The organism is Eggerthella sp. BIOML-A1 (genome assembly GCF_009875595.1).
GTDB lineage: Bacteria > Actinomycetota > Coriobacteriia > Coriobacteriales > Eggerthellaceae > Eggerthella > Eggerthella lenta.
Genome location: NZ_WWRZ01000006.1, coordinates 271,914 through 296,198, shown reverse-complemented (window position 1 = coordinate 296,198; position 24,285 = coordinate 271,914). Strand labels below are relative to the sequence as shown.

Here is a 24,285-nt window from a genome sequence, read left to right as displayed (position 1 = left end):
TAGATGCCGAACGCTATTTTACCGGGAAGGCTCCGGGTTGCGTGGATTATCATACAAAGCGGATAAAATGGAAGCGAGCGACGACCCGCCGCTGCAGCATGCGAAGAGGGCGTCGCGCGAATCGAAAGGCCTGCCATGAGTTCATTCCTGGAAACGATGCTCGCCCGCGCCAAAGCGGATCGCCAGACGATCGTGCTGCCCGAAGGCGACGACGAGCGCACCCTGGCGGCGGCCGAGCGCATCTTGGCCGACGACATCGCCGACCTCGTCATCCTCGGCGACGCCCACGCCATCGCGGCCAGCCCCTACAAGCTCAGCGGTGCGCGCATCATCGACCCGCGCACGTCCGAGCTGCGCGAAGGGTTCGCCGAGGCGCTCTACGAGCTGCGCAAGGCCAAGGGGATGACGCCCGAGCAGGCGATGGGCCTCATGGACGACGTGCTGTACTTCGGCGTGATGATGGTGAAGACCGGCGGCGCCGACGGCATGGTGGCCGGCGCATGCCATGCCACGGGCGACGTGCTGCGCCCCTGCCTGCAGATCCTCAAGACCGCGCCGGGCGTGAAGCTGGTCAGCTCGTTCTTCGTCATGGTGGTGCCCGACTGCGACCTGGGCCAAGAGGGGACGTTCCTGTTCTCGGACTGCGGCCTGGAAGTGCAGCCCGATGCCGAAAAGCTCGCGCACATCGCCGTGAACTCCGCGAAGTCGTGGAAGACGCTCATGGGCACCGAGCCCGCCGTGGCGCTGCTGTCGCATTCGACCTACGGCTCGGCCAAGAACGACGACGCGGCCAAAGTGGTCGAAGCAACGGCCATCGCGAAGGAGCTGGCGCCCGGTCTCGCGCTCGACGGCGAGCTGCAGCTGGACGCGGCCATCGTCGAGTCCGTGGGCTCCTCGAAGGCTCCCGACTCCCCCGTCGCAGGCAAGGCCAACGTGCTGATATTCCCCGACCTCGATGCCGGCAACATCGGCTACAAGCTGGTGCAGCGCCTGGCGAAGGCCGAAGCCTACGGTCCGATCACCCAAGGCATCGCCGCCCCCGTGAACGACCTTTCCCGCGGCTGCACCGCCGACGACATCGTCGGCGTCATCGCCATCACCTGCGTGCAGGCTCAAGCGAAGCAGGCGGAGTAAGGCGGACGCCGCCTGCTTGCCAAACGACGAGGCCCCCGCGTTGAACTGCGGGGGCCTCGTCGTTTACAGCTTCGTGCGTTTACACCAGCGGGACGTCCACTTTCTCATGGAGAATCTCGTAAGTGTCGCGAGCGATCATGTACTCCTCGTTCGTGGGGATGATGATGATCTTCACCGGAGAGCTCTCGGTGGATATCTCGCGCTCGAAGCCGCGTTGGCGGTTCTTCTCCTCGTCGAGGATCATGCCGAGAGGCTGCAAGCCCGCGAAGATCATGCGGCGCATCTTCTCGCAGTTCTCGCCGACGCCGGCCGTGAGCACGATGGCATCCACGCCGCCCATGACGGCGATGTACTGGCCGATATACTTCTTCACCGAGTTCGAGTACATGTCGTAGGCCAGCATGGCGCGCTCGTGACCCTGCTCGGAGGCATCCCTCACGCTGCGCAGGTCGTTCGAGATGCCGGATATGCCCAGAAGACCCGATTTCTTGTTCATGAGGTCGTTCATCTCGCCCGCAGTCAGGCCCTCGTGCTCCATCACGAACGGGACGATGGCCGGGTCGATGGCCCCGCAGCGCGTGCCCATCATAAGGCCGTCGAGCGGCGTGAGGCCCATGGAGGTGTCCACCGCCACACCATGGTCGATGGCCGATATCGAGCAACCGTTGCCCAGGTGGCACGTGATGAGCTTGAGGTCCTCGATCGGCTCGTCCAGCACGGCGGCCGCGCGCTCGGAGATGTAGCGGTGCGAGGTGCCGTGGGCGCCGTACTTGCGGATGGCGTACTTCTCGTACAGCTCGTAGGGCAAGGGGTACATGTAAGCCTTCGGCGGCAGCGTCTGGAAAAACGACGTATCGAACACGGCAACCATCGGCGTGCTCGGCATGTGCTTGAGGCACGCGTTGATGCCCATGAGCGCCGCCTTGTTGTGCAGAGGCGCGAGCTCCGCCAGCTCGTCGATCTTCTGGATGACGTCGTCGTCGATAAGCACCGAGCGATCGAAGTACTTGCCTCCCTGCACGATGCGATGGCCTACCGCATCGATTTCCTCGAGCGAGTCGATGGCCTTCGTCGGCCCGCTCGTCAGCGATTCGAGGACGAGCGCCATCGCATCGTCATGATCGGCCATCTTGGCATCGATGACCTCTTCGTTCTTATCGAGGCCGTGCTTATGGAACGCCTCGGCCGAACCTACCCGCTCGCAGATGCCCTTCGCAAGCAGCTCCTGCTGCTCCACGTTGACCAGCTGGTACTTCAAGGAAGATGACCCCGCATTGATGACTAGTACGTTCAACGACCTGCCTCCTTCGGTATTCCTAAAGCATATATTCTAAGGTGGCGGCGGAAAGCTCCGCGGGCAAACGGAGGCCTGTATCGGCCAGCGGCGCGCCGCTCACCGAAAACAAGCGTCGAGGCCGTCTGCCGGACAACGGCAAGACGACCTCGATCGAAGCGTATTCGCAGGTCAGAATATTACTTCGCCGAAGGATCGCCCGAGTTCATGGGAGCGCCGCCCAGCACGTGCACGTGGATATGATGCACGGACTGCTGCGCATCGTCGTTCGTGTTGACGATCACGCGGTAACCGCTCTCGGCGATGCCCTTGAGCTCGGCGATCTTCTTCACCGTGTTGAACAGATAACCCATCTCGTCGTCGGGGATGCCGTCTCCGATGTTGTCGTAGTGATTCTTCGGCACGATGAGGGTGTGCACGGGCATCTGCGGGTTCACGTCCTCGAACGCGAGCACGCGGTCGTCCTCGTACACCTTCGCCGAGGGGATCTCCCCCGCCACGATCTTGCAGAACAGGCAGTCTTCCTTGCGCATATCCTTCTCCTTCTCGAAAGCCGGTTTTCCCCGCTAGGACAAGCTGGTGTCGCGCGCACCGTCGTCGGCGTCGGCCACGAGCTCGCCCATGAGCACGTCCACTTTCTGCTGAGCCTCAGCCAGACGGCCTTGCAGCGCCGCGAGCAGGGCCACGCCGCGCTCGTAGCTTCTCAGGCTGTCTTCCAGCTCCAGCGAATTGCTTTCCAGCACTCCGACGATGCCGTCCAGCTCGGCCATGGCCTCGCGAAACGTCAGCTCCTCGATGGGCCTGAGTTCGGTGTTCTCCGTCATGATGCATCCTCCCAATCGATGATTTCGGTGTCCACGCGCCTGGCTTGCTCCACCCGGCAGGCGAGCACGCCGTCCGCGACGGCGACGTCCACGGCCGTGCCAGGCGGCGCGGCCTCCACGCTCTTGACCACGGCGCCGTCTTCCGTGCGCGCGATGGCGTAGCCGCGCCCCAGCACGGCAAGCGGCGACAGGTCGTGCAGACGCGCGGCGGCAAGCGCCGCCTGTTGCCCGAAGCGCGGCACGAGAGCGCCGCCGCACGACGCCAGGCGCTCGCGCTCGTGCTCGAGACGCGTGCGGCTGCGATCGAGGCTGGCTGGCAACGCGCAGGCCAAGCGCTCGCGCTGGCGCGCGACCGAAGCCTCGTCGCGCGCCAGGTTCGCGGGCAGCGCCCGGAACAGACGATCGGAGGCCAGGTCGAGCATCTGAGCCTCGGTGGCGTACAGAAGCTGCGCGTCGCAGAACAGCGGACGCGTAGCGCAGCGCCGCACCTCGGCCCCGGCGCGGTCGAGCGCCCGGGACATGCTGGCGCGCAGCGACGACGAACGCGCCTCGAACAAGCGGCCGAGACTCTCGCGGGCGGGGCTTACGGCTTCGGCGGCGGCCGTGGGCGTAGAGGCGCGCAGGTCGGCCACCATGTCGGCGATGGACGTGTCGGGCTCGTGGCCGATGCCGGTGACCACCGGCACGGGGCACTTCGCGATCATGCGCGCCAGCCCCTCGTCGTTGAAGGGCATGAGATCCTCGAACGACCCGCCGCCGCGCACCACGAGCACCACCTCGGCCCCGGCGCGCACGACCGCGCGCATGCCCTCAACGATGCCGGCGGGCGCGTTCGAGCCCTCGACCGCCACGCCCGCGACGAGCACGCGAGCCAGCGGGAACCGGCGGCGCAGTGTGCGCAGCACGTCGTGAACGGCCGCGCCCCGCGGCGAGGTGACCAGTCCGACGAGCGCCGGATACGCAGGCACCGGCCGTTTGCGAGCCGGCGCCATAAGGCCCTCGGCTTCCAGCTTGCGCGCGAGGTTCGCCACCTGCATGCGCAGGTTACCCTCTCCGGCCAGCGCGATGGAAAACACGTCGAAATTCATGCGGCCCTTCGGTGCGTACAGCGCGAAACGCCCGGTCAGTTCCACGAGCTGGCCCACGGCCAACCGCACGCCGGACGCTTGGAAACGGTTGTTCCACATCATGCACGGCAACGCGGCGCGCTGGTCCTTCACGGTGAAGTACACGGCTTTGTAGCCGGGCTTGTTCGAGACCTCGGACACTTCGCCCACGAGCCTCACGGTCACGCCCTCGAGCGCTCCCTTCGCCAACGCCATCGCGCCCGACACCGACAGCGCATCCGGCGACCCCCCGCCCTCGGAGCGCGTCGCCGCGCGAGCCCGCTCAAGCGCGGCGCCGAGGCCGTCTTGGCGCGCCGTCTCCCCGTACCCCATGGCTCGCCGCTAGTCCCGGCGCTGGCCGAGCAGCCACAGCAGCTGCAGGATGGAGGTGAGGGCGGCCGCCACGTAGGTGAGGGCGCAGGCGCGCAGCACGTTGAACGAGCCCGCCTGCTCGGCCTGGGGCAGGCCCGTCGTGTTCATGTAGGCCATCGCGCGCTGCGAGGCGTTGAACTCCACCGGCAGCGTGACCAGCTGGAAGATGACCACCGCGGCGTACATGACGATGGCGGCCGTGGTGAGGCCGGCGATGTTCAGGAAGATGCCCATCATCAACAGGAAGATCCACGCATTCGACGCCAGGTTCACCACAGGCACCAGCGCGCCGCGGATCTTCATGGGAGCGTAGCCTTGCGCGTACTGGCAGGCGTGGCCCACCTCGTGGCACGCCGTGGCCGTGGCCGTGATGGAGCGCCCGGCGTAGGCGTCGGGCGACAGCGTGACGGAGTTCGTCCGCGGGTCGAAGAAGTCTTGGCCGGGACCGCCGCGATGCACCTCGACGTCGCCGATGCCGTAGTACATGAGCATGCGGCGCGCAGCCTCGGCGCCGGTGAGGCCCGTGGATATGGGCACGTGCGTGTATTTCTTAAGCTGGGAGTTCACGTACCAGGTTGCAAGGCCGCCGATGGCCAGCGTGACGACGATCAGCAGCAGGTATCCGTTGCTCAATCCGAACATGGGTGTAACACTCCTTCAGAAGGTTGCATGCGCGAACGCTCTCGTCCGCATCGTTTTCGTTCCCCGCTATTCTATAATGAAACAGATGATCGCCTCGAAACCGTCATGGATTCAGCGCGAAAGATTCGTAACTGACGGCGCCGAGACGCCGGAGGCGCTCAACTCCGATGCTCCACGCGCAGCTCGGAGCCGTCGATGCTGAGCGCGAGCCTGCCTTCCAGAAGCTCCAGCAGCTCCTCTCCCACGAGCGCACGACGCCAACCGCGCAGAAGATCGACGCCCTCGCGGTACCCGCGCGCGACGCGCGCCAGGTCGTCATGGCTGGCCAGCGTGGGGAACGCCACGCCGTTCTGCTTCGCGCGCAGCCGCACGAGCGCGCACATGAGATCCAGCTCCGCGTCGACGTTCGGCTCGTTCTTGCCGCAGCGATCAGGCTCTGGCCAGGTGTCGGGAGACGCGTCCAACGCGGACGCGATCAGCGACACCACGGTGCGCGCGTCCTTCGTGGAGAGGCGGTCGGACAGCCCGCGCACCATGAACAGGTCGTCGATGGAACGGGGCTCGCGCTTGCAGGCCTCCACGATCTGCTCGTCGGTGACCACCCACTTGCGGGGCACGTCGCGTCGCTGCGCTTCAAGCTCGCGCCAGGCCGCTACCTCGCGCGCGGCCGACAGCTGACGGCGCGACAGCTGGGACACGCGCTTGAGCCGCTTGTAGCGCTCGCGCTCGTTGGCGGCGTAGCGCGCCGGATCCGCCAAATCCTCGAAGTCGCGATCGAGCCATGACAGTCGCCCCAGCTCCACGAGCTGCGCCCGCATGCGCTCGTACATGCGCGGCAGATACACCACGTCGTCGGCCGCGTACTCCAACTGCGAATCGGACAGCGGACGACGCGACCAATCGGTGAACGAGTCGATTTTCTTCAGCGTCACGCCGCACTCGGCATGCACGAGCGCCGCGTAGCCGATCTGCTGCGTATGGCCCAGGAGCGCGGCGGCCACCTGCGTGTCGAACAGGGGATGCGGCAGCACGCCCACCTCACGCAGCAGGATCTCCAGATCCTGGTTGCCTGCATGGAACAGCTTCATGACGTTCTCGTTGCGCAGCACGGGCGCGAGCACCTTCAGATCGTCGACGGCGAACGGATCGACGATGGCCGTCTCATCGTCGGTCGCGAGCTGGATCAGGCATAGCTTCGCATAGTAGGTCTTCTCGCGCAGAAACTCCGTATCGATGGCCAGCACGCTGGAATGCATGGCGCGCTCCGCGAACGCCGCGAGGTTTTCTTGGTTTGCTATGTACACCCGGTGTTCCTTACCTTGTGTTTCTCGGTTCATGTTGTACCATGCCATCATAGCAAACGATCGGAAAGGGAACCGGTGAAACTGCTCGTCATCAACAACCTCTCCTCCGGCTTCGGCGAAGGAGCCGTGTACGACTTCGTACGCTCGTTCATGCAGGACGGCGACGAGGCGTGCTTGCGCTCGACGGACGGAACCACCGGAGTGAGCACCCTTCTGGACGACGCCGCGTCGTTCGACGCCGTCATCGCAAGCGGCGGCGACGGCACCGTGGCCACGGTCAGCTACATGCTCGCCGACTCGGGCATCCCCGTCCTGCCCTTCCCAGCCGGCACCGCGAACCTGCTTGCGCTCAACTTGGCCTCCCCCATGGAGCCCCACGCGCTGGCGAAGATGGTGCGCGAGGGCCGCACGCTCGACTTCGACCTCGGCGAGATCGAAGTCGAAGGCCGCAAGTTCGGCTTCGGCATCATGGCGGGTGCGGGCTACGACGCGGCCATCATGCACGGCGCCGAAGCGGGCAAGCGCCTGTTCGGTCCCATGGCCTACCTATCGGCGGCCATCGCGAACCCCATGCCGCAGAAATCGCATTTCATCCTCGACCTCGATGGCGAGCGCCTGGAGAGCGACGGGCTTGGCATCTTGCTCGTGAATTTCTCGAAGATCCAGTTCGACATCACGGTAACGCACGACAACGAGCCGCGAGACGGCGAGTTCAACGTGGTGGTGCTCAAGGCGAAAACCGCCTTCGAGCTGATTCCGGCGGTGCTGGCCGGCCTCCTCGACCGCGGCGGCGACTTTCCCGACCGCACGGGCGCGCTGGAAATCCACCGGGCACGCACGGTGCGCGTGGAAGCCGACCCGCCCATGGAGGTGCAGTACGACGGCGAGGCGACGCGCCTCATGACCCCGTTCTCGGCGCGCATCCTGCCGCGCGCGGCGCGCTTCTTCGTGAGCGAGGAAGGCTACGACCTGTTCGCCGTCGAATAGGGAACTGTCCGACGAGGATCGCCTTCGTCCGACATCGACGAACAGGCATCAAACCGAACGGAAAGGGGCCTGCAGGTCCCTTTCCGACAAGCGCTACTTCCCTTCCGGAACCTCGTAGGACGGATCTTCCGATGCGGGGACGTCTTCCACCTGCGCGCCGATCTCGAGCGGTTGGCCGAACGCAGCGTTCGCCGTGTCGGAAGTCGCCATCAGCTCCTTGAACGACGCGGCGTCCTCTCCCGCCATGGGCATCATGACGTACACGTTGTTTCCGATGATGACCGGCGTGATGCGCTCGGGACGAGCGTCCGAAACGCCGGACGCGTCCGCGTCTTGCGGCCGGGCGTCCTCGCGCTTCATCTGCTCCATCATCTCGGCGCGCACGCTGTCGATCTGCGCGGCAGTCTCGTTCTTCCAACGATCCTTGCGCCACGCGAGGAAGTTGGCGTTGTAGCGCATCTGGATGAGCTCGAGCACGATGCAGAACACCATGGCGAAGTACACGATCAGCTTCTCGAGCGGCATATGCAGAAGCTCGATGCCGGTATGGAAGCCCGCGCTGTCGATGACCAGCAGGCCGCCGATGGCCACGATGAACGTGAGCGCGAGCATCTTCATCTCGGGGTGGCCGTTGATGAAGTTCGAGATGGGGTCGATGAAGATCATCATGAGGAACACGGCCAGCATGACGGCGATGATCATGATGATGAGGTGGTCGGCCATGCCCACGGCCGTGATGACCGAGTCGATGGAAAAGACGAGATCCATGACCATGATGGTGCCCACGGCCTGCGGCAGCGCGATACGGTGCAGCGCCTTGTGCTCCTCGCAGTGCTCGGCTTTGAGCTCGGTCAGCTTGAGCGTGTCGCGCAGCTCGGCGATACCCTTGTATATAAGGTAGCCGCCGCCGACGAGCAGCACGAGGTCGCGCACCGAGAATCCGTGCGCGTAAGGCCCGAGGTCGATGGTGAACAGCGGCGTGGTCATATGCACGAGGAACGACGCGAAACATAGGAAGATGATTCGCATGACCAGGGCGCCGGCCAGGCCGAGCTTACGGCCTATGTGCTGCTTGTCCTCGGGCAGGCGGTTCGTCGTGATCGATATGAACACCAGGTTGTCCACGCCGAGCACGATTTCCAGGAAGATGAGGCTGACCAGGCTGATCCATGCCTCGGGTGACGCGAAGATTGATAGATCCACGGGTTGCAAGCTCCTTCTTCGAGTTCCTCGTCTGTTCCGCGCGGGGGACGTCCATAAAAAAAGACTCATGGCGCGGCCGCATGAGAGCGGACCGCGCCATGAGTCCCGTTATTTAAGACACGCCAGGCCTTTCGGCCATGATGTTGATCGTGCCGCTTGCGCTTTCGAAACGCAAGCCAACTACTCCCCCACGGGCGTCTGGTATCCTACCACGACGCAGGAACTCCATAATGACCGAAACCGTAATTCAACACAACGCGTACATATCGCGTTGTCGCAGGCGCTTGCACGCGGGGCGCGGCGGGCAATGCTATAATGCGCAGAGCGCAACGTGGGTTGCGCGCCGATCATGCACATCGTCGCAGGAGACGCAATGCTATTCAAATCACGCAGAAACGAATACGCGGACACGGACGGCCCCGTGCGCTATCTGGATGACAGCGGCCTTCGTCGCCCGCTCGACATGCCGAGGCCGCAAATCGCCATCATGTTCGCCTTCGTCCTGGTCGCAGCCCTTATCGGCGGCTACTTGCTGTTCAACGTCCTAGACGCGGTGAGGGGCGGCACGGCTCGCGCGCAAGCCAGCGTCGAGGAGAACCTGTCGCGCGAGGTGTCCTACGACCTGCCGGCGCTCACATCCTACATCACGCTGAACGACGACGAGATCAAGCAGGCCGTCGCCGATGCAGGCCTTACCGTCATCGACAAGGGAGGCATGTCGGACGATCCGGAAGCCGCCCTCGAGCTGATCAAGCTTCCGTCCGACGTGAGCGAGCTCGACGCAGGACTGATGTACAACAAAGGCGTGTCCAAGCTTTCCGCAAGCGAGGCGGCCTTGCTGCTCAACGGTTCGTGGACGCTCGACGCCGACCGCAGCGACGGCACGTCCATGCGACTGCGCTACGCCGATTTCTCTTCGGGCAGCCTCGATGCCGCCATTGACGCCGCCATCGCCGCCGAGGGCTTCGATCCGGCCACCATCGCCGAGGACGGCATGGGCGTGGACGAAGTGGGCAACACGTTCAAGCAGGGCACGGTCGACGTCGACGGAACCGCGTACACATGGAAGGTCTCGGCTCTCCCTTTGTCCGAGATGTACGACATCTCGGGCCTGCCCGAAACCGCCGTGTACGTCGGCGTTCGCCTGAGCTCCTAGCCGCACGCTTCCATCCTCGCATTCGAGCATTCGAATATTCGCGCCCCGCATCGCTTTCGACGATGCGGGGCGCTTTGTTTCTCCACCTCAATATTATTCTTTTCTAAAAACAGTATAAAACCCTTGCCCCGCGTCGGGTTTATCCTCACGCGCCCTCGGATATACCCCGATAGGCATATGACCTGCTCGAGCGCATGATACGGAGCAAGGAAGAGGAGATTTCATGAAAGTATCGAGCGTCATAGCGGGTGCATCGGCAGCCTTGGTGGCATTCCAGGCGGCGCTCTACGCCTCCCATGGCGAAGCCGATCTGCTGCGGCCCCCCGGAGCGCATGGCGAGAAAGACTTCGCTTCGCGCTGCGTCAAGTGCGGGAAATGCATGGAGGCCTGCCCCTATATCGCTATCAAGCCGGCACGCGACGACGCAGGAACCGCCGTGGGAACGCCGATGATCGATGCGCGCGCCCAGGCCTGCCGCCTATGCGAGGATTTTCCCTGCGTCGAGGCCTGTCCCACGAACGCGCTGCGCGACATCGAAACCCGCTCCGACGTGAAGATGGGCATCGCCGTCATCGACGAGGATCTATGCATCGCATTCCAGGGCATGCGCTGCGAAGTATGCTACCGCACCTGCCCTCTCATCGACGAAGCTATCGTCATCGACTACCGCCTGCGCGAAGGCGATGCCATCCACTCCGTGTTCGCCCCCGTCATCGACGAGGACAAGTGCGTGGGATGCGGCCTATGCGTGGAACGTTGCGTGGTCAGCGAGCCCCGCGTGGCCATCCGCATCGCAAGCGACGAGGAGCGGGCGGGCGGCATCGAGCCCTCGGCATGACGAGCTCGGCGCAGCTGCGCCGAGCTCCCCTGAACAAGCTGCCAAACCGTTGGAGGTTTAGGACATAGCAATGGGTAACGGGAGGAAAAGGAGGGATGTCATGGACATCTCAAGACGAGGATTCGTCAAGGCCACGGCAGTAGCGCTGGCGAGCGCGGCGGCGGCAGGCACCATGTCGTCGCTCGTGGGATGCGCAAGCGGCGAAGGCCAATCGACGACCGCCGCTTCGGGCGACGGACAGAAGTACACGTCGGTGTGCCGCTTCTGCGGCTGCGGTTGCGGCGTCATCTGCGAGGTCAAGGACAACAAGCTGATCAGCGTGACAGGCGACCCGGACAACGAGTCCAACAAGGGTCTCAACTGCGTCAAAGGCTACTACTTGGCGAAGATCATGTACGGCGACGACCGCCTGACCACGCCGATGATCCGCGAGGACAAGTCCACGAAGGGCACCGGCGAAGGTTTGCGCGAGGCGAGCTGGGACGAAGCTCTCGACCTCGTGTCCTCCAAGCTCAAAGAGACGTGGAAGAACGACAAGTCGCGCCTGGCCTTCTGGCTGAGCGGCCAGCAGCCCATCACCGAAGGCTACGCCTGCGCCAAGTTCATCAAAGCCGGTCTTCTCTCGAACAACGTCGACCCGAACGCGCGCCTGTGCATGGCCAGCGCCGTGGTGGCGTTCATGAACGTGTTCCAAACCGACGAGCCCGCCGGATCATACAGCGACCTCGACGAAGCCGACGTGTTCGTCACCTGGGGCGCCAACATGGCCGAAGCGCACCCCATGCTATACTCGCGCCTGACGGCCCGCAAGCTCTCGGGCGAGGGCGTGAAGCACTACGACCTCGGCACCATCAGAACGCGCACGAGCGCGAGCGCCGACAAGACGATGATCTTCCATCCGAACACCGACCTCGCCATCGCGAACTGTATCGCGAACTACCTCGTGTCGGAGAAGAAGTACGACGAGGCCTTCGTGAACGACCACCTGCAGTTCAAGCAGGGCACCGAGGACATCGGCAACTCCTTCGAGGACGGCTACGACAAGAGCGAGATCGGCTCGAAGGTGGACGCGGTGAGCCCTATCACCTTCGAGGAGTACGCCGCGCGCCTGGAACCCTACACCTTCGAGTACACCTCTCAGCTCTCCGGCGTGGCCGTCGAGGACCTCAAGGAGCTGGCCGAGGTGTTCGCGGATCCGAACAAGAAGGTCATGTCGCTGTGGACCATGGGCGTGAACCAGCACAACCGCGGCACATGGATGAACCATTGCATTTACAACGTCCACCTGCTGTCCGGCAAGATCGCCCAGCCCGGCTGCGGCCCCTTCTCGCTGACCGGGCAGCCCACCGCCTGCGGCACCGCCCGCGAAGTGGGCACGTTCAGCCACCGCCTGCCGGCCGACCTCTTGGTGGCAAACGAGCAGCACCGCCGCTACACCGAGGCTATCTGGGATCTCCCGCAAGGCTACCTCGACGAGATCAAGGCTCCCGGCATGCACACGGTGAAGATGTTCCGCGAGCTTTCCAAGGGCAACATCGACTTCATGTGGTCCGCCCATAACAATTGGGCGCAGTCCATGCCGAACCTCACCCGTTTCCTTGGCGAAGGCGCTGACAACAAGGGCATCTTCGACACGTTCATCGTGGTCAACGAGGTGTATCCCACCCTGTCCACGCAGTACGCCGACGTCGTGCTCCCCGTGGCGCTGTGGGTGGAGCGAGAGGGCCAGTTCGGCAACGCCGAGCGCCGCACCGCCGTCTTCGAGAAGGCCGTGGACGCTCCGGGCGAGGCCAAGTGGGACCTCTGGACGTTCATGGAAGTAGCGCATCGCGTGCTCGACGGCGAGAAGATCGGCAGCGAGGATGCCTTCGACCACCTGTTCGGCTTCATCTACGACAAGAACGCCCGCGATTTCAAGAACGACGACCGCGAGACGAACCGCCTGCTGTGGGAGGAGTACCGCATCTTCTCGAACCCCGAGATGAACGACAAGGCCAAGGCTATCAACGACGATACCGACGGCACGTTCGGCGCCAAGCTCAAAATGGAGGCAAAGCAGCTGGCCCCCTACGAGGAGTACCTTGCCAACCACGGCATGACGTGGCCGGTGCGCAACGTGAACGGCACCTGGAAGTCCACGAAGTGGCGCTTCGCCGAGGGCTCGCAGGACGAGGGCTTCGACGAGGTCGGCGTGAAGCAGTACGGCAAGCCCGGACAGGCCGGCGGCGTGAGCTTCTACAAGTCCGCCAACCTGAAGCCGTCCGTGGTGTTCCGCCCCTACGAACCGCCCGCGCAGACCCCCAGCGACGAGTACCCGTTCTACTTCGTCACGGGTCGCTTGCTGGAGCACTGGCACACCGGCACGATGACCCGTCGCGTGCCCGAGCTCGACCGCGCGCTGCCCGAGGCGCTGCTGAACATGAACCCGGACGATTGCAAGAAGCTGGGCATCCAGGACGGAGACATGGTGAAGGTGAAGTCGACGTACGGCGAGTTCGACATCAAGGTGTCCACGGCGGGCCGCACCGAGCCCCCGGCCGGCGTGACGTTCGCTCCGTTCTTCGCCGAGGAGACCCTGGTGAACCTGGCGGTGCAGGACGTGTACTGCCCGCTGTCCAAGGAACCCGACTACAAGAAGACCTGCGTATCCATTACGAAGCTCTAAGGGGAAGACGATGAAGAAGCACATGATAACCGCCGCCCTCGTGGCCGTGATGGCGCTGGGCTTGGGCACGGTTGCAGGCTGCAGCCAGGAAGCCCCCAGGGAAGACGTGAACGCGAACGTGCCCGCCGGCGCTCCGCCTTTGATGCCGACGAGCCACGACGGGCGCTTCGAAAACCTCGGCGCGGCGGGCTGTTACGGCTGCCACGGCGCGAACGACCAGGCCAACCCCATGCTGGCCGACGCAACCGCCCTGCCCGCCGACCACTACGCGGGCGGCGACGCGGGTTCCTTGGAAATGGACCCGACGCACGAGCAGTGCATCACCTGCCACGCGCAGGCGTAAGAGATACGTGCCTACCCGGCGGACGGAGCGTCGCGCGTCCGCCCTCCCTCCTCGCCCCGCCCCCTCCTTCCAAGGGGGCGGGCCCTCGGAGGATAAGAAGAACGAACGTGAGGAACCCATCATGGTTATTTCGAGTTTGGTCGTGGAAACGATGCCCGATCGCACCGACGACGTGGCCCGGGAGCTGGCGCAGCGCGAAGGCGTCGAGGTGCACGAGACGAACGGGCACAAGATCGTCGTCACCATCGAGGCCGACACCGTGGACGACTCGCACGACATCGCGAGCGGCTTCATCGGCATCGAAGGCGTGACCGGCATCAACCTCGTGTACGCTAACTTCGAGGACGATCCCACGCTGGCCGAGGCCGGTACGCGATGAGCGAAGCTTCGGACACGCGGCGCGCGTTTCGCTGGTCCTGGCTGCGCCATGCCGTGCAGGCGGCGGCTCTCGTGCTGTTCGCCGCCCCGGTGCTTGCGGCCGGATGGAGCCTGTTCGGAACGTCCGTCGGCGGCGACGACGCCGCGGCGACCCCCGCCCAGCTTCCCTTCTTCGGCAGCCTGTCCTCCTCGTCCATCGGGGGTCTCGACATCCTCGACCCCTTCGGCGCTCTGCAGGTCATCGCCGCCTCCAAAACGTTCGAGCTCGATTGGCTGCTGGCCGCGCTGCCGGTGCTCATCGTGTACGGGCTGATCCGAGGCCGGGCGTTCTGCGGATGGGTGTGCCCGGTGAACCTGCTCCTCGAGATCGTGGACTTCGCTCGCCGCAAGCTGCGCATCGACGTGCGCGAGATGCCGGTGCCGCGCCATGCGAAGCTGTGGATCGCCCTTGCCGTGCTGGGCCTGTCAGCGCTGACCGGTGTGCCGGTGTTCGAGGCATTCTCGCCCATAAGCGCCGTCAACAAGGGCATCCTCTTCGGTGCCGTGACAGGCGTTTGGGTGCTGCTGGCCATCGTGCTGACGGAACTGTTCTGGGGCTATCGCGTGTGGTGCCGCTCGCTGTGCCCGCTGGGCGGCTTCTACGAGGCGCTTGGCCGATTCGGCCAGGTAAACGTGAAGATCGATCCCGCAGCCTGCATTCACTGCGACGCGTGCAAGCATGCATGCCTGTCCGATCCCGCGATCCTCGAGCCAGCGCTCGACGGATGCGACGCGATCGTGCGGGCCGGCGACTGCATGGCCTGCGGTTCGTGCATCGACGCCTGCCCCACGCGCGCCCTGTCGTTCACCCTGGGACGCGCCTCCAAGCCGGCCGCCCCGAACGGCGAGGAATGACCCGGTGCGGCCTCTGGTGCATCGCGCGGCTTCGCGATGCACCAGAGGCCGCACCTTTCGCGCGCGCCGCCTTCCCCTTTACACGTTCAGCAGCTTGTGCCTGAGGGCGTAGTCCACCAAATCGGCGCGGGTCTTCAGGCCCAGCTTCTGGTATATCTTCGAACGGTGGGCCTCCACCGTCTTGACCGAGAGGAATATCTGCTCGGATATCTCCTTGTTCGTGAAGCCCTTGGCCAGAAGCTGGAGGATCTCCAGCTCGCGGTTCGAGAGCTGCTGGTAGGAGCGATCCTCTTCCTCTCCTCCGGCCACAAGCTGCTTGGTGAGCATGGCCGTCATCTTCGGATGGATGTAGCTGCCGCCCTCGGCCACCGCATGAACGGCGGCGATCAGCTCTTCTGACGTCGAGTTCTTCAGTACGTAGCCCGCCGCTCCCCCGCGTAGCGTGTAGAAGAGGTACTCCGGTTCGGCGAACATCGTGAGGATGACCACCTTCGTGCCGGGGAAGTCCTTCGCGATCTTCTCGCAGGCCACCAGCCCGCTCTGCCCCGGGGGCATGGAGATGTCCATGAGCAGGATGTCCGGTTTCTCGCGCGCCACGATGGCGTAAGCCTGCGCGCCGTCGGCTGCCTCGGCCACCACCCGCACGTCGGGGTCCTGCTCGAGTATCATCCTGAAACCCACGCGTACCACTTCGTGGTCGTCCGCCAGCATTACTCTGATCATGCGCCCGCCTCCTTGCCTTCCGCCACGTGCATCGGCGCAACCAGCGTCATCTTCGTGCCATGCTCGTCGGATTCCATCGCGAGCCGGGCGCCGATGACGCTCGCGCGCTCCTGCATGCCTACGAGACCGCAGCCGCTCCCCTTGATCTCCGGCTGCTCGGTGTCGAAGCCGCATCCGTGGTCGATCACGCTCACATGCAGCCATCCGGCCGAATCCTCGAGCCGGACGATCACCTTCTCGGAACCCGAGTACTTGCAGGCGTTCAGGATGGCCTCCTGGCAGATGCGGTACGCCTGCGTCTCGAGAGCCTGATCGAAGCGATCGCACGACAGGCTGCCCTCGAACACGATCTCGTTGCCGTACGTGCGCTCGAACACGGCAGCCTGCGAGCGCAGAGCCGCAACGAAACCAAGATGGTCGAGAGCCGAAGGTCGCAGCTGCACCGACAGGTTGTGCAGCTCGTCAAGCACGTTGGCAAGATCGTTGTTCGCTTCCGCCAGCAGCTCGTAGCCCTCTTCGTCAACATGCGCGACAAGGCGCTTGAACACGAACGACAGCGTCAGCAGCTCCTGCGCTATGCCGTCGTGCAGCTCGCGCGAGATGCGCTTGCGCTCGTCCTCCTGAGCGGCGATGACGCGCGCAAGCTCCGAGCGGATGAAGATAGGGTTCTTCTGATCGTCGGCGCGTTTCTCCACCGCGATTCTTTCGAAATCCATGAAGTCGTCGGAAACGACGTCCAAATCGCACAAGGTGCCGTCCAGATCGTCGATGACCTGGCGGTACGCCGCTTCGTGCCGATCGCTCACCGTGCGGAACGCGCACAGCAGCACGGCGACCACGCGCCCGTCGCGCGTGAGCGGCAACGCGCAGAAGCTATGCAGATCCTCGGCGAACACGATAGGGTACGACGAGTACTCGCGCGGGTCGATCTCCTCGTCGATGTTCGTGAACATCATGGGCTTGCCCGCCTTGATGGTGATGCCGCCGATGCCGTGCCCCGGTGCCAGCACGATGCGGCGATGGCGCTCGCCGGTAGCGCCTGCGCTGTATATCCACTTGAGCGGCGCGCCGATGAACGCCGTCAACCCGATAGACACGAAATCGAACCCGTACCGATCTTTGATGTCGTTCACCGCACGCGCGTACTTCTCGCACGCGCCCGCCAGCTCTCGCTCGCTGAAATTGGACGCTCCCACCGCGTCTCCCCCGTTCCCGTTGCCGATCCGCTCGTTCGCTCGTCGACGGTCTATTATCCCCTACTTCGCTCGTATTTGCACGGGGCGGCTTGCCGAACGCCTCGACGACGCGCGTAATCCGCCATGCGGCACGCTCCCGCGGCCCCTGCTTCCCTGATCAGACGCTCGTTCTCGTCGGTGATGCCGCCGAGCGCGAACACGGGCGCATGCGCGCGATCCAGCACAGCGCGCAGGAAGGGCAACCCTCGCGCCGTGGACGCCGGCTTGCACGAAGGCGCGAACACGGGGCTCGCGACGAGAACGTCGGCTCCCAGAACCTCGGCCTCGGCCACCTCGTCGGCCTCGTGGACGTTCGTGCCCACCCACGCGAACCCGTCGGGACGGCCCTGCGCGCGCAACAGCGGCAGCGGCAGGTGCACGGCGGCGCAACCGAGGCGGCGCGCCGCCTCCACGTGCGCGTGCGCGACGAAGGCGATGCCACAGCGCGCGCAGACGGCGGCCATCTCCGCTGCGAGGAGCTCGTAGGCGGCATCGTCGAGGTCCTTCTCGCGCAGGATGACCGCGTCGATGGCGCCCGACTCCGCGAGGAACGCCGTCTGCTGCGGCAACGGGAGAGCGCAGCGGAGGCGGTCGGTGACGAACACGCGCCGAAACGTCGGGTCCGCCGCCGAGGGCTCACAGGCGAACATAGTCGTTCATCACCGGCTCGAGGCCGACGCCGCGCAGCGCGGCGCGCACCTGCGCCACGTCGCGGCCGTCGGCGATCTCGAACTGGTCGTCGCCCGCAGTCGATCCGTCCGCATGCTCGCCGACGCCCGTGGACACGCCGGCGGATATCTTCGTGGCGGCGATGCCCATGACCTGGTCGCGGAAGCCCGCGCGCTCGCGCGACGAGATGGTGATGCCCGCCTGCGGCAGCAGCAGCCGGTAGGCGCACATCACCTGCAGCAGCTGGCGCTCGCCCACGCCGCGCGGCCCCAGCGACCCGTTCCCGGCGATGGGGCGCAGGCGGGGGCACGACAGCGACAGCTCGGCGTGCGGGTAGGCGCGCTGCACAAGCCATGCGTGCAGTCCGCACGCGAACGCGTCGCGCCGGAAGTCGCCGAGGCCCAAGAGGGCGCCGAACGCCGCGCCCCGCATGCCGCCTCTCATCGCGCGCTCCTGGGCGTTCGCACGGTACGGGAACACCCGCTTGCGCCCCGCCAGGTGCAGCTTGCCGTAAAGCGCGGGGTCGTACGTCTCCTGGAACACCGTGACGTAATCGACGCCGCATTCGTGCAGGTAGGCGTATTCGTCCTCGTTCATGGGGTACACCTCCACGCCCACCATGCGGAAGCGCTCGGCGGCAAGCTTGCACGCCTCGCCGATGTAGAAGGGGTCGGTGCGCGCGCGGTCTTCGCCCGTGAGCAGCAGGATCTCCTCGAGCCCCGTCGCCGCGATGGCGTCGAGCTCGGCGACGATGCCCGCGCGGTCGAGACGGGCGCGGCAGATGTCGTTGTCGCGGTTGAAGCCGCAGTACACGCAGTGGTTGTCGCAGTAGTTCGCCAGGTACAGCGGCGTGAACAGGTACGCCGTGCTGCCGAACCAGCGCCGCCGCGCGCGGCGGGCGGCGGCGGCCAGCTCCTCCAGCAACGGCTCGGCGGCAGACGACAGCAGCGCGCCGAAGCCCTCGGGGGAAAGGCGGTCGGCCGCGAGCGCGGCGCGCACGTCGGCCTCGGTCGCCGCGTCGAAGTCGAACGCCGCCGCGCGTGCCAGCAGTTCGTCGAGCACGGGCGAGTCGGTGACGTCCATGTCCGGAAGGTAGGCCATAGGGTCGATGCCGCGATCGCGCGCCACGTCGGCGGGGTCCACCGCCTCGAGGCGCGTGAAGCGCGGAACCGCCGAGGGCGTTGCGGAGCGGGTGCCTGCTTGCGTCATGGCCCCTCCTAATCCGCGAGGAACCCGGTGAGGGGCGACGAGGCCTCGGCGCGGTCGAGCACGCGCCCCATGCCGGCTCGGTATCCCGCGCGCCCCGCCTCCACGGCGCGTTTGAACGCGGCCGCCATGAGGGGGACGTCGCCCGCCGTGGCCACCGCGGTGTTCGCCATGACCGCGGCCGCGCCCAGCTCCATGGCCTCGCACGCCTGCGAGGGCCGGCCGATGCCCGCGTCCACGATGACGGGCACGTCCACCTCGTCGACGATGATCTTGATGAAGTCGCGCGCGGCCAGCCCCTTGTTCGACCCGATGGGCGCCGCCAGCGGCATGACGGCCGCCGCGCCCGCGCGTACCAGGTCGCGCGCGCAGACGAGGTCGGGGAACATGTAGGGAAGCACGACGAAGCCCTCCTCGGCCAGTTGCGCCGTTGCGCGCACCGTCTCGGCGTTGTCGGGCATGAGATAGGCCGCGTCGCGGATGACCTCCACCTTCACGAAGTCGCCGCATCCCATCGCCCGCGCCAGCCGCGCGATGCGCACCGCCTCGTCGGCCGTGCGCGCCCCCGATGTGTTCGGCAGCAGCGTCACGCCCTCGGGAATGGCGTCAAGGATGCTTCCGTCCTGCCCCGTGTTCGCGCGACGCACGGCCAAGGTGACGATCTCGGCGCCCGCATCGCGCACGGCCGCCTCCACGAGGTCGAGGTTGAACTTCCCCGACCCCAGGATGAAGCGCGAGGTGAACGTCCGGTCGCCCAGCGACCAAGTATCCGGTTCGTATGCCATGGATATCCCTTCCCGACCGCCCTCTGCGGCCCGTTGCTTCCGTCAGTTTCCTTCGAGTCCCAGCACGAGGCGCACGACGACGAGCGCCTGCTGCGCCGCGCACAGAGCCACCCGCGGGGCGAAGAGCGCCTCGTCGGCCACGTCGGCCTCGCCGTCGCCGCACACGAACAGCCGCCGCCCCACGCGCCGCGTGACCAGCGCGTCGGCCGGTCCCGCACCCGCCATGCCGCTGCCCGCCACCACCACGGTATTCGACGCCTCCGTCAGCAGCGCGTTCACGAGGTCGGCTTTGCAGCGGGGGTCGTCGAAGGCCTCGCACACGATGCGCTCGCCCGCAAACAGCGCCGCCGCGTTGCCGGCATCCACCCGCACGCGGTCGAGCGTAAGCTCGATGCCCGGGTCGATGCGCAGCAGCTGCTCGGCCAGCGCCTCGGTCTTCGGCCGGCCGATATGCTCGCGGAAGTAGTGCTGGCGGTTGAGGTTGGACTCGTCCACGAGGTCGAAGTCCACGAGGTGCAGCGCGCCCACCCCCGAGCGCGCCAGCATCACGGCGATGTGCGACCCCAGGCCGCCCAACCCCGCCACGCCCACGCGCGCCGCCGCCAGCCTCACGCGCGCCTCTTCTCCGATGCGGCTCGAAAGCGCGTCCATCAGCCGCCTCCCACGAAGCGGACCACTTCCAGCACGTCGCCTGCCCGCAGCACCGTGGCCGCGTACGCGTCGCGCGGCACGATGGCCCCGTTCAGCTCGCACGCCACGCGCGCGGCGTCGAAGCCGTCGCGCTCCAGCAGCTGCGCGAGCGTCGAACCGTCCGCCTCGGGCCGCGCCCGTCCGTTCACCTGCGCCACGTCTCGCCCTCCTTTCCGCCCCCGCCGGCGCATCCGCCGGCCTCCGGGCACGAAAAAAGCGCGCACGAAGCAGATCGCACCCGAGGTGGTGCGCCCCTTCGTACGCGCTTGCGTACTCTCACGACGGCTAGGATATCCGAAGTCGCCCGCCCCCGCAACGCCCCGCCGGTAAGCGGCGGGCGCAAGATGCAGCGGGATGGGGCGCAAGGCGGCTGCCCGATGGCGCATCATCGCCCGAAAAACACGCTTTCGCGCTCGATTCCGTGTTTTTCGGGCGATGATGCGCATGCGCGCTGTCAGCAACACGGCCGCCATGCCGCGCAAACGAGCGGATAGAGAACCGTTGCGCCGCCGCAACCGACCAGCCGACGCCCTGCGGTACGCTGAACGGACCAAGGCAACCGACGATCAGATAAGGAGACGTCCATGAAGTACAAGACAGGCGACAAGCCGGGCGCGGGACGCTACCGCTGCGACAACTGCGGCTACGTCGTTCGCATCACGAGCGATGCCGAAGCCCTTCCCGCATGTCCCAACTGCGGACACCACGAGTTCACCAAACTGGAAGACTGACCGAACGCCAGGGCCGGCAGCAAGTCCGGCACGCTGCCGGCCCCGCAGGGGCCGCGATGACGACGAAAACCTCTGCGTACGGCAGGAATCAAGGGGTTTGGTAACCGGTGCCGCCGCCTCCGACATGCCGAGAACATCCGACCTGCACAAACGCACGCGCATCGCCCCCTCCCCGCATCAAACGAGAGAATAGAGCGGCTCCAAGATTACCAAACCGCCCCACTTGCGCCAGCAGACCCCGCTTTCGCCGTCATTTCCCAAATCGTTCGCGCGTTCGCACTTTTCCGGGTCACTTTGACGAGAGAAGCCTCGGAGCCGGGGCAACAAAAAAGAGCCTTCGCAGATCGAAGGCTCTTTCGAATTCATGGTGGGCGATACAAGATTTGAACTTGTGACCCCTACCGTGTCAAGGTAGTGCTCTCCCCCTGAGCTAATCGCCCATGAATGCTTGCTGCTTTGGAAGTTTTCCGCGTCAGCAAGCAGATAGTCTACCAGAAGTTCGCCGACCATCAAAGACAAATTTCGAAAATATTTTTGCGAACTTTTCTGAAATCGGGGGTTGCGCGCTACGGACACTTCCAGTATTATATTTCCTCGCCGATGCGGACGTGGCTCAGCTGGTAGAGCACGACCTTGCCAAGGTCGGGGTCGCGGGTTCGAACCCCGTCGTCCGCTCCATCGTCGCTAACAGGCCGGTCATTATCAAAAGTTTTGACCGGCCTTTTCATGACGGTGTCGACGAGGTGGCGACGTGGCCAAGTGGTAAGGCAGAGGCCTGCAAAGCCTTCACCCCCGGTTCGAATCCGGGCGTCGCCTCCATTCGCTCCCCTTGCGGGGCGGACGGTTTGAGAATTGAAAAGCGTTACCCATGCGGACGTGGCTCAGCTGGTAGAGCACGACCTTGCCAAGGTCGGGGTCGCGGGTTCGAACCCCGTCGTCCGCTCCATCGTCGCTAACAGGCCGGTCATTATCAAAAGTTTTGACCGGCCTTTTCATGACGGTGTCGACGAGGTGGCGACGTGGCCAAGTGGTAAGGCAGAGGCCTGCAAAGCCTTCACCCCCGGTTCGAATCCGGGCGTCGCCTCCATTCGCTCCCCTTGCGGGGCGGACGGTTTGAGAATTGAAAAGCGTTACCCATGCGGACGTGGCTCAGCTGGTAGAGCACGACCTTGCCAAGGTCGGGGTCGCGGGTTCGAACCCCGTCGTCCGCTCCATGATCGTACAAGCCCGTCGGCAAACCGACGGGCTTTTTTCATGCCTCGCTCCGAACGATGAAGGTTAGAGCAGCTCTAAGAGGTCGGTGAGCGCCGTCACGCACTCGTAGCCGCAATCTTTCTCGGCATCGTGCCTGTCGACGATCACCGCGCGGATGCCGGCAGCGGCCGCCCCGTCCCCGTCGGCATCGGGGCGATCGCCCACATGCACGCTCGATTCGGCGCGCACGCCCATCTGCTCGCAAGCCAGGTTGAAGATGACCGGGTTCGGCTTGCGGTAGCCCACCACCGCCGAAGATACTACCGTGTCGAAGTACGGCAGCAGCCTGAGGTCGCGCAGGAGCCCTTCCAAGCCCGCATCCCAGTTCGATACCACTCCCAGCGCGTATCCACGCTCCTTGAGCGCTCTCAGGCACGCTGTGACGTCGGCGTACGTCTCCCAGCATTCCGCGCGCCGATAGGCCTCGTGCACCGTCTGCGCCACGCCTTCCGCATCGTGACCGATGCCCGCGAGATGGCACACGTAGCGGTACTGGTCCAGCCAAATGGCCGTCGACCCCTCGTGCGAGCACCAGAAGTCGCCGTCGCGCAGATACTCCGCTTCGTAGTACGCGTCCATGGCCGGCATGTGCGGCTCGACGTCGCGCACGGTCAAGTCGTGGCCGCGCTCGGCCGCAACGCGCGCGAACGTCTCGGCCACCGACGGGCACGGCCGGATGAGCGTCGAGCCCACGTCGAAGAACACCGCCTCGGTCATGCGCCCTCAGTCCTCATGGCCGTCGTTCGGCTCGATGTGGACGAGCACCTCGATCACGTTCGGGAACCGCTGCATGATGGCGCGCTCCACCCGCTCGGACAGCTCGTGGGCCTCCCCCACGGTCATCCCGGGCGCCACGAGCACGTGCAGGTCGGCGTACACCTCTCCCTCGGTGCCGCGCGTGCGGATATGATGGGCATCCTGCACGCCCGGCACGCCCATCGCCACGGCACGCACGTCCTTGTCGGGAATGCGCGCATGATCGGACAGGGTGGCTAGCGCGTGCTTGAATACGTCGTAGGCCGTGGCCAGGATGGCGACGGTCACCACGAGCGCCATGATGGGGTCGGCCATGGGAAAGCCCAGCGCCACGGCCGCCAGACCGACGATGACCCCGATGGACACGAGCGCGTCGGACAGCGTATGGTTCGCATCCGCCGCAAGCACCTCGCTTTTGAGCCGCTTCGCGCACCGGCGCTCGTAGGTGGTCACCCCGATGTTGACGGCGAGGGTGCCCACCATGACGATGAACGACACGGGAGTTACTTCGGCCGTGTACACGCCGGACACGAGCTTGCCCACCGCGCTCGAACCCACCTCGAAGGCCGCCAGAAGCAGCAGCACGCCGATCACGAGGCTTGCGTACGTCTCGAACTTCGCATGGCCGTAAGGATGGCTGTCGTCGGCCGGACGCGCCGCCAACGCGATGCCGACGAGGCCCACCACGTTGCCAGCCGAGTCGAACACCGAGTGGATGCCGTCGGCTTGCATGGACGCCGATCCGCTCATCAGGCCGTAGACGTACTTCGCAGCGGCCACCGCCAGGTTCAGCACGAGGATGACCCACAGCACGCGCCGGATGGAGCGCATGCGCTCCGATACCGGGTTCTTCGTTGCAAGCGCCTTCGCCACGCCCGCTCCTTTCGCCGAAAGCGGCTCCGTCCGCATATACAATGCGGAGGTATAAGAAAAGAGAGCCCTAAGGCTCTCTCCATTCTCTCTGGTGTCGGAGGCGGGATTTGAACCCGCACACCCTTAAACGGGCACTAGCACCTCAAGCTAGCGTGTCTGCCGTTCCACCACTCCGACGTGTTGCTCGAAACGCAACGCAGGTTATTCTACCCGAACCCTTCTG

24 protein-coding genes, 7 tRNA genes and 1 pseudogene are annotated in these 24,285 nt (G+C 65.4%); 14 read left to right on the top strand and 18 right to left on the bottom strand.

What is annotated here, in order from left to right; translation table 11 throughout:
- Window positions 1-135 precede the first annotated feature (135 nt).
- Window positions 136-1,134, top strand: coding sequence for a phosphate acetyltransferase (gene pta, locus GT590_RS09285; protein ID WP_009307146.1), 999 nt, complete (start codon window positions 136-138; stop codon window positions 1,132-1,134).
- Between the two features lie 79 nt (window positions 1,135-1,213).
- Here the strand turns inward: pta and GT590_RS09280 are convergent, their stop codons facing one another.
- The 6 genes from GT590_RS09280 to rnd form a co-directional block, all read right to left on the bottom strand.
- Window positions 1,214-2,428 carry an acetate/propionate family kinase gene (locus tag GT590_RS09280; protein WP_009307147.1) on the bottom strand — a complete coding sequence of 405 codons (1,215 nt, stop codon included), beginning with the start codon at window positions 2,426-2,428 and terminating at the stop codon, window positions 1,214-1,216.
- A gap of 179 nt (window positions 2,429-2,607) precedes the next feature.
- Complete coding sequence (locus GT590_RS09275) at window positions 2,608-2,961, bottom strand: histidine triad nucleotide-binding protein (RefSeq protein ID WP_009307148.1); 354 nt, start codon at window positions 2,959-2,961, stop codon at window positions 2,608-2,610.
- Window positions 2,962-2,994: 33 nt separating this feature from the next.
- Window positions 2,995-3,252: an exodeoxyribonuclease VII small subunit gene (gene xseB / locus GT590_RS09270; RefSeq protein WP_009307149.1), complete on the bottom strand. Its 258-nt coding sequence runs from the start codon at window positions 3,250-3,252 to the stop codon at window positions 2,995-2,997.
- The gene (gene xseA / locus GT590_RS09265; protein ID WP_161171051.1) at window positions 3,249-4,691 is read right to left on the bottom strand and encodes an exodeoxyribonuclease VII large subunit; all 1,443 of its coding nucleotides are present in this window, start codon (window positions 4,689-4,691) and stop codon (window positions 3,249-3,251) included. The genes xseB and xseA overlap by 4 nt, the downstream gene beginning before the upstream one ends.
- Before the next feature lie 9 nt (window positions 4,692-4,700).
- Window positions 4,701-5,372: a zinc metallopeptidase gene (locus GT590_RS09260; RefSeq protein ID WP_009307151.1), complete on the bottom strand. Its 672-nt coding sequence runs from the start codon at window positions 5,370-5,372 to the stop codon at window positions 4,701-4,703.
- A 158-nt stretch (window positions 5,373-5,530) separates the two neighbouring features.
- Window positions 5,531-6,676 carry a ribonuclease D gene (gene rnd, locus GT590_RS09255; protein ID WP_009307152.1) on the bottom strand — a complete coding sequence of 382 codons (1,146 nt, stop codon included), beginning with the start codon at window positions 6,674-6,676 and terminating at the stop codon, window positions 5,531-5,533.
- A gap of 75 nt (window positions 6,677-6,751) precedes the next feature.
- Between rnd and GT590_RS09250 the strand changes: the two genes are divergently transcribed.
- Window positions 6,752-7,663, top strand: a complete 912-nt coding sequence (locus tag GT590_RS09250) for a diacylglycerol kinase family protein (RefSeq protein WP_009307153.1) — start codon at window positions 6,752-6,754, stop codon at window positions 7,661-7,663.
- A gap of 93 nt (window positions 7,664-7,756) precedes the next feature.
- Here the strand turns inward: GT590_RS09250 and GT590_RS09245 are convergent, their stop codons facing one another.
- The gene (locus GT590_RS09245; RefSeq protein ID WP_021410311.1) at window positions 7,757-8,866 is read right to left on the bottom strand and encodes a TerC family protein; all 1,110 of its coding nucleotides are present in this window, start codon (window positions 8,864-8,866) and stop codon (window positions 7,757-7,759) included.
- A 373-nt stretch (window positions 8,867-9,239) separates the two neighbouring features.
- Here GT590_RS09245 and GT590_RS09240 point away from each other — a divergent pair, with 373 nt between their 5' ends.
- The 6 genes from GT590_RS09240 (at window position 9,240) to GT590_RS09215 (ending at window position 15,140) form a co-directional block, all read left to right on the top strand.
- Window positions 9,240-10,022 carry a hypothetical protein gene (locus tag GT590_RS09240; RefSeq protein ID WP_015760750.1) on the top strand — a complete coding sequence of 261 codons (783 nt, stop codon included), beginning with the start codon at window positions 9,240-9,242 and terminating at the stop codon, window positions 10,020-10,022.
- 223 nt (window positions 10,023-10,245) lie between these two features.
- Window positions 10,246-10,860 (top strand): 4Fe-4S dicluster domain-containing protein, encoded by a 615-nt coding sequence (locus GT590_RS09235; RefSeq protein WP_035585196.1) that lies wholly within the window; start codon window positions 10,246-10,248, stop codon window positions 10,858-10,860.
- A 100-nt stretch (window positions 10,861-10,960) separates the two neighbouring features.
- Window positions 10,961-13,525, top strand: coding sequence for a nitrate reductase catalytic subunit NapA (gene napA / locus GT590_RS09230; protein WP_114557843.1), 2,565 nt, complete (start codon window positions 10,961-10,963; stop codon window positions 13,523-13,525).
- Between the two features lie 10 nt (window positions 13,526-13,535).
- Window positions 13,536-13,868 carry a hypothetical protein gene (locus tag GT590_RS09225; RefSeq protein WP_009307158.1) on the top strand — a complete coding sequence of 111 codons (333 nt, stop codon included), beginning with the start codon at window positions 13,536-13,538 and terminating at the stop codon, window positions 13,866-13,868.
- A 121-nt stretch (window positions 13,869-13,989) separates the two neighbouring features.
- Window positions 13,990-14,247: a chaperone NapD gene (locus tag GT590_RS09220; protein WP_009307159.1), complete on the top strand. Its 258-nt coding sequence runs from the start codon at window positions 13,990-13,992 to the stop codon at window positions 14,245-14,247.
- A complete protein-coding gene (locus GT590_RS09215; protein WP_009307160.1) occupies window positions 14,244-15,140 on the top strand; it encodes a 4Fe-4S binding protein in 897 nt (298 codons plus the stop codon). Before GT590_RS09220 ends, GT590_RS09215 begins: the two co-directional genes overlap by 4 nt.
- 78 nt (window positions 15,141-15,218) lie before the next feature.
- Here GT590_RS09215 and GT590_RS09210 read toward each other — a convergent pair whose 3' ends face one another.
- Genes GT590_RS09210 through thiS form a run of 7 tightly spaced genes read right to left on the bottom strand, consistent with a single transcriptional unit; the run spans window position 15,219 to window position 20,606 of the window.
- Window positions 15,219-15,863 carry a response regulator transcription factor gene (locus tag GT590_RS09210; protein WP_009307161.1) on the bottom strand — a complete coding sequence of 215 codons (645 nt, stop codon included), beginning with the start codon at window positions 15,861-15,863 and terminating at the stop codon, window positions 15,219-15,221.
- Window positions 15,860-17,059 carry a GAF domain-containing sensor histidine kinase gene (locus GT590_RS09205; RefSeq protein ID WP_009307162.1) on the bottom strand — a complete coding sequence of 400 codons (1,200 nt, stop codon included), beginning with the start codon at window positions 17,057-17,059 and terminating at the stop codon, window positions 15,860-15,862. The genes GT590_RS09210 and GT590_RS09205 overlap by 4 nt, the downstream gene beginning before the upstream one ends.
- Window positions 17,060-17,112: 53 nt before the next feature.
- The gene (locus GT590_RS09200) at window positions 17,113-17,748 is read right to left on the bottom strand and encodes a thiamine phosphate synthase (protein ID WP_009608585.1); all 636 of its coding nucleotides are present in this window, start codon (window positions 17,746-17,748) and stop codon (window positions 17,113-17,115) included.
- Complete coding sequence (thiH, locus tag GT590_RS09195; protein ID WP_009608642.1) at window positions 17,735-18,976, bottom strand: 2-iminoacetate synthase ThiH; 1,242 nt, start codon at window positions 18,974-18,976, stop codon at window positions 17,735-17,737. The genes GT590_RS09200 and thiH overlap by 14 nt, the downstream gene beginning before the upstream one ends.
- A gap of 8 nt (window positions 18,977-18,984) precedes the next feature.
- Window positions 18,985-19,758, bottom strand: coding sequence for a thiazole synthase (locus GT590_RS09190; protein WP_009307165.1), 774 nt, complete (start codon window positions 19,756-19,758; stop codon window positions 18,985-18,987).
- A 42-nt stretch (window positions 19,759-19,800) separates the two neighbouring features.
- Window positions 19,801-20,409 (bottom strand): sulfur carrier protein ThiS adenylyltransferase ThiF, encoded by a 609-nt coding sequence (gene thiF, locus GT590_RS09185; protein ID WP_009307166.1) that lies wholly within the window; start codon window positions 20,407-20,409, stop codon window positions 19,801-19,803.
- Entirely contained in the window at window positions 20,409-20,606 is a 198-nt protein-coding gene (thiS, locus tag GT590_RS09180; RefSeq protein WP_009307167.1) for a sulfur carrier protein ThiS, read from the bottom strand. The genes thiF and thiS overlap by 1 nt, the downstream gene beginning before the upstream one ends.
- A gap of 423 nt (window positions 20,607-21,029) precedes the next feature.
- Here thiS and GT590_RS09175 point away from each other — a divergent pair.
- Window positions 21,030-21,179, top strand: a pseudogene (locus tag GT590_RS09175) (hypothetical protein); the annotation flags it as partial.
- A gap of 365 nt (window positions 21,180-21,544) precedes the next feature.
- On the opposite strand, the gene GT590_RS09170 reads toward GT590_RS09175, so the two are convergent.
- Window positions 21,545-21,619, bottom strand: a tRNA-Val gene (locus tag GT590_RS09170).
- A 162-nt stretch (window positions 21,620-21,781) separates the two neighbouring features.
- Between GT590_RS09170 and GT590_RS09165 the strand changes: the two genes are divergently transcribed.
- From GT590_RS09165 to GT590_RS09145, 5 genes are all read left to right on the top strand, one after another.
- A tRNA-Gly gene (locus tag GT590_RS09165) sits at window positions 21,782-21,857 on the top strand.
- Between the two features lie 67 nt (window positions 21,858-21,924).
- Window positions 21,925-21,998: transfer RNA gene (locus tag GT590_RS09160), tRNA-Cys, on the top strand.
- A 51-nt stretch (window positions 21,999-22,049) separates the two neighbouring features.
- Window positions 22,050-22,125, top strand: a tRNA-Gly gene (locus GT590_RS09155).
- 67 nt (window positions 22,126-22,192) lie between these two features.
- Window positions 22,193-22,266 (top strand) — tRNA-Cys (locus GT590_RS09150).
- A gap of 51 nt (window positions 22,267-22,317) precedes the next feature.
- Window positions 22,318-22,393 (top strand) — tRNA-Gly (locus GT590_RS09145).
- A 64-nt stretch (window positions 22,394-22,457) separates the two neighbouring features.
- Here GT590_RS09145 and GT590_RS09140 read toward each other — a convergent pair.
- The 3 genes from GT590_RS09140 to GT590_RS09130 form a co-directional block, all read right to left on the bottom strand.
- Entirely contained in the window at window positions 22,458-23,150 is a 693-nt protein-coding gene (locus tag GT590_RS09140) for an HAD family hydrolase (protein WP_009307172.1), read from the bottom strand.
- Between the two features lie 6 nt (window positions 23,151-23,156).
- Window positions 23,157-24,062 (bottom strand): cation diffusion facilitator family transporter, encoded by a 906-nt coding sequence (locus GT590_RS09135; protein WP_009307173.1) that lies wholly within the window; start codon window positions 24,060-24,062, stop codon window positions 23,157-23,159.
- A gap of 89 nt (window positions 24,063-24,151) precedes the next feature.
- Window positions 24,152-24,239, bottom strand: a tRNA-Leu gene (locus tag GT590_RS09130).
- Between the last annotated feature and the right edge of the window lie 46 nt (window positions 24,240-24,285).

Bases quoted from the DNA above. Each gene is read 5' to 3' on its own strand.
- GT590_RS09225 (WP_009307158.1), top strand. From the start codon at position 13,536: ATGAAGAAGCACATGATAACCGCCGCCCTCGTGGCCGTGATGGCGCTG.
- GT590_RS09220 (WP_009307159.1), top strand. From the start codon at position 13,990: ATGGTTATTTCGAGTTTGGTCGTGGAAACGATGCCCGATCGCACCGAC.
- GT590_RS09260 (WP_009307151.1), bottom strand. From the start codon at position 5,372: ATGTTCGGATTGAGCAACGGATACCTGCTGCTGATCGTCGTCACGCTG.
- GT590_RS09200 (WP_009608585.1), bottom strand. From the start codon at position 17,748: ATGTTCGCCTGTGAGCCCTCGGCGGCGGACCCGACGTTTCGGCGCGTG.
- GT590_RS09190 (WP_009307165.1), bottom strand. From the start codon at position 19,758: ATGGCATACGAACCGGATACTTGGTCGCTGGGCGACCGGACGTTCACC.
- GT590_RS09235 (WP_035585196.1), top strand. From the start codon at position 10,246: ATGAAAGTATCGAGCGTCATAGCGGGTGCATCGGCAGCCTTGGTGGCA.
- GT590_RS09210 (WP_009307161.1), bottom strand. From the start codon at position 15,863: ATGATCAGAGTAATGCTGGCGGACGACCACGAAGTGGTACGCGTGGGT.
- GT590_RS09215 (WP_009307160.1), top strand. From the start codon at position 14,244: ATGAGCGAAGCTTCGGACACGCGGCGCGCGTTTCGCTGGTCCTGGCTG.
- thiH (WP_009608642.1), bottom strand. From the start codon at position 18,976: ATGACGCAAGCAGGCACCCGCTCCGCAACGCCCTCGGCGGTTCCGCGC.
- napA (WP_114557843.1), top strand. From the start codon at position 10,961: ATGGACATCTCAAGACGAGGATTCGTCAAGGCCACGGCAGTAGCGCTG.
- xseA (WP_161171051.1), bottom strand. From the start codon at position 4,691: ATGGGGTACGGGGAGACGGCGCGCCAAGACGGCCTCGGCGCCGCGCTT.
- xseB (WP_009307149.1), bottom strand. From the start codon at position 3,252: ATGACGGAGAACACCGAACTCAGGCCCATCGAGGAGCTGACGTTTCGC.
- GT590_RS09140 (WP_009307172.1), bottom strand. From the start codon at position 23,150: ATGACCGAGGCGGTGTTCTTCGACGTGGGCTCGACGCTCATCCGGCCG.
- thiF (WP_009307166.1), bottom strand. From the start codon at position 20,409: ATGGACGCGCTTTCGAGCCGCATCGGAGAAGAGGCGCGCGTGAGGCTG.
- GT590_RS09275 (WP_009307148.1), bottom strand. From the start codon at position 2,961: ATGCGCAAGGAAGACTGCCTGTTCTGCAAGATCGTGGCGGGGGAGATC.
- GT590_RS09240 (WP_015760750.1), top strand. From the start codon at position 9,240: ATGCTATTCAAATCACGCAGAAACGAATACGCGGACACGGACGGCCCC.
- pta (WP_009307146.1), top strand. From the start codon at position 136: ATGAGTTCATTCCTGGAAACGATGCTCGCCCGCGCCAAAGCGGATCGC.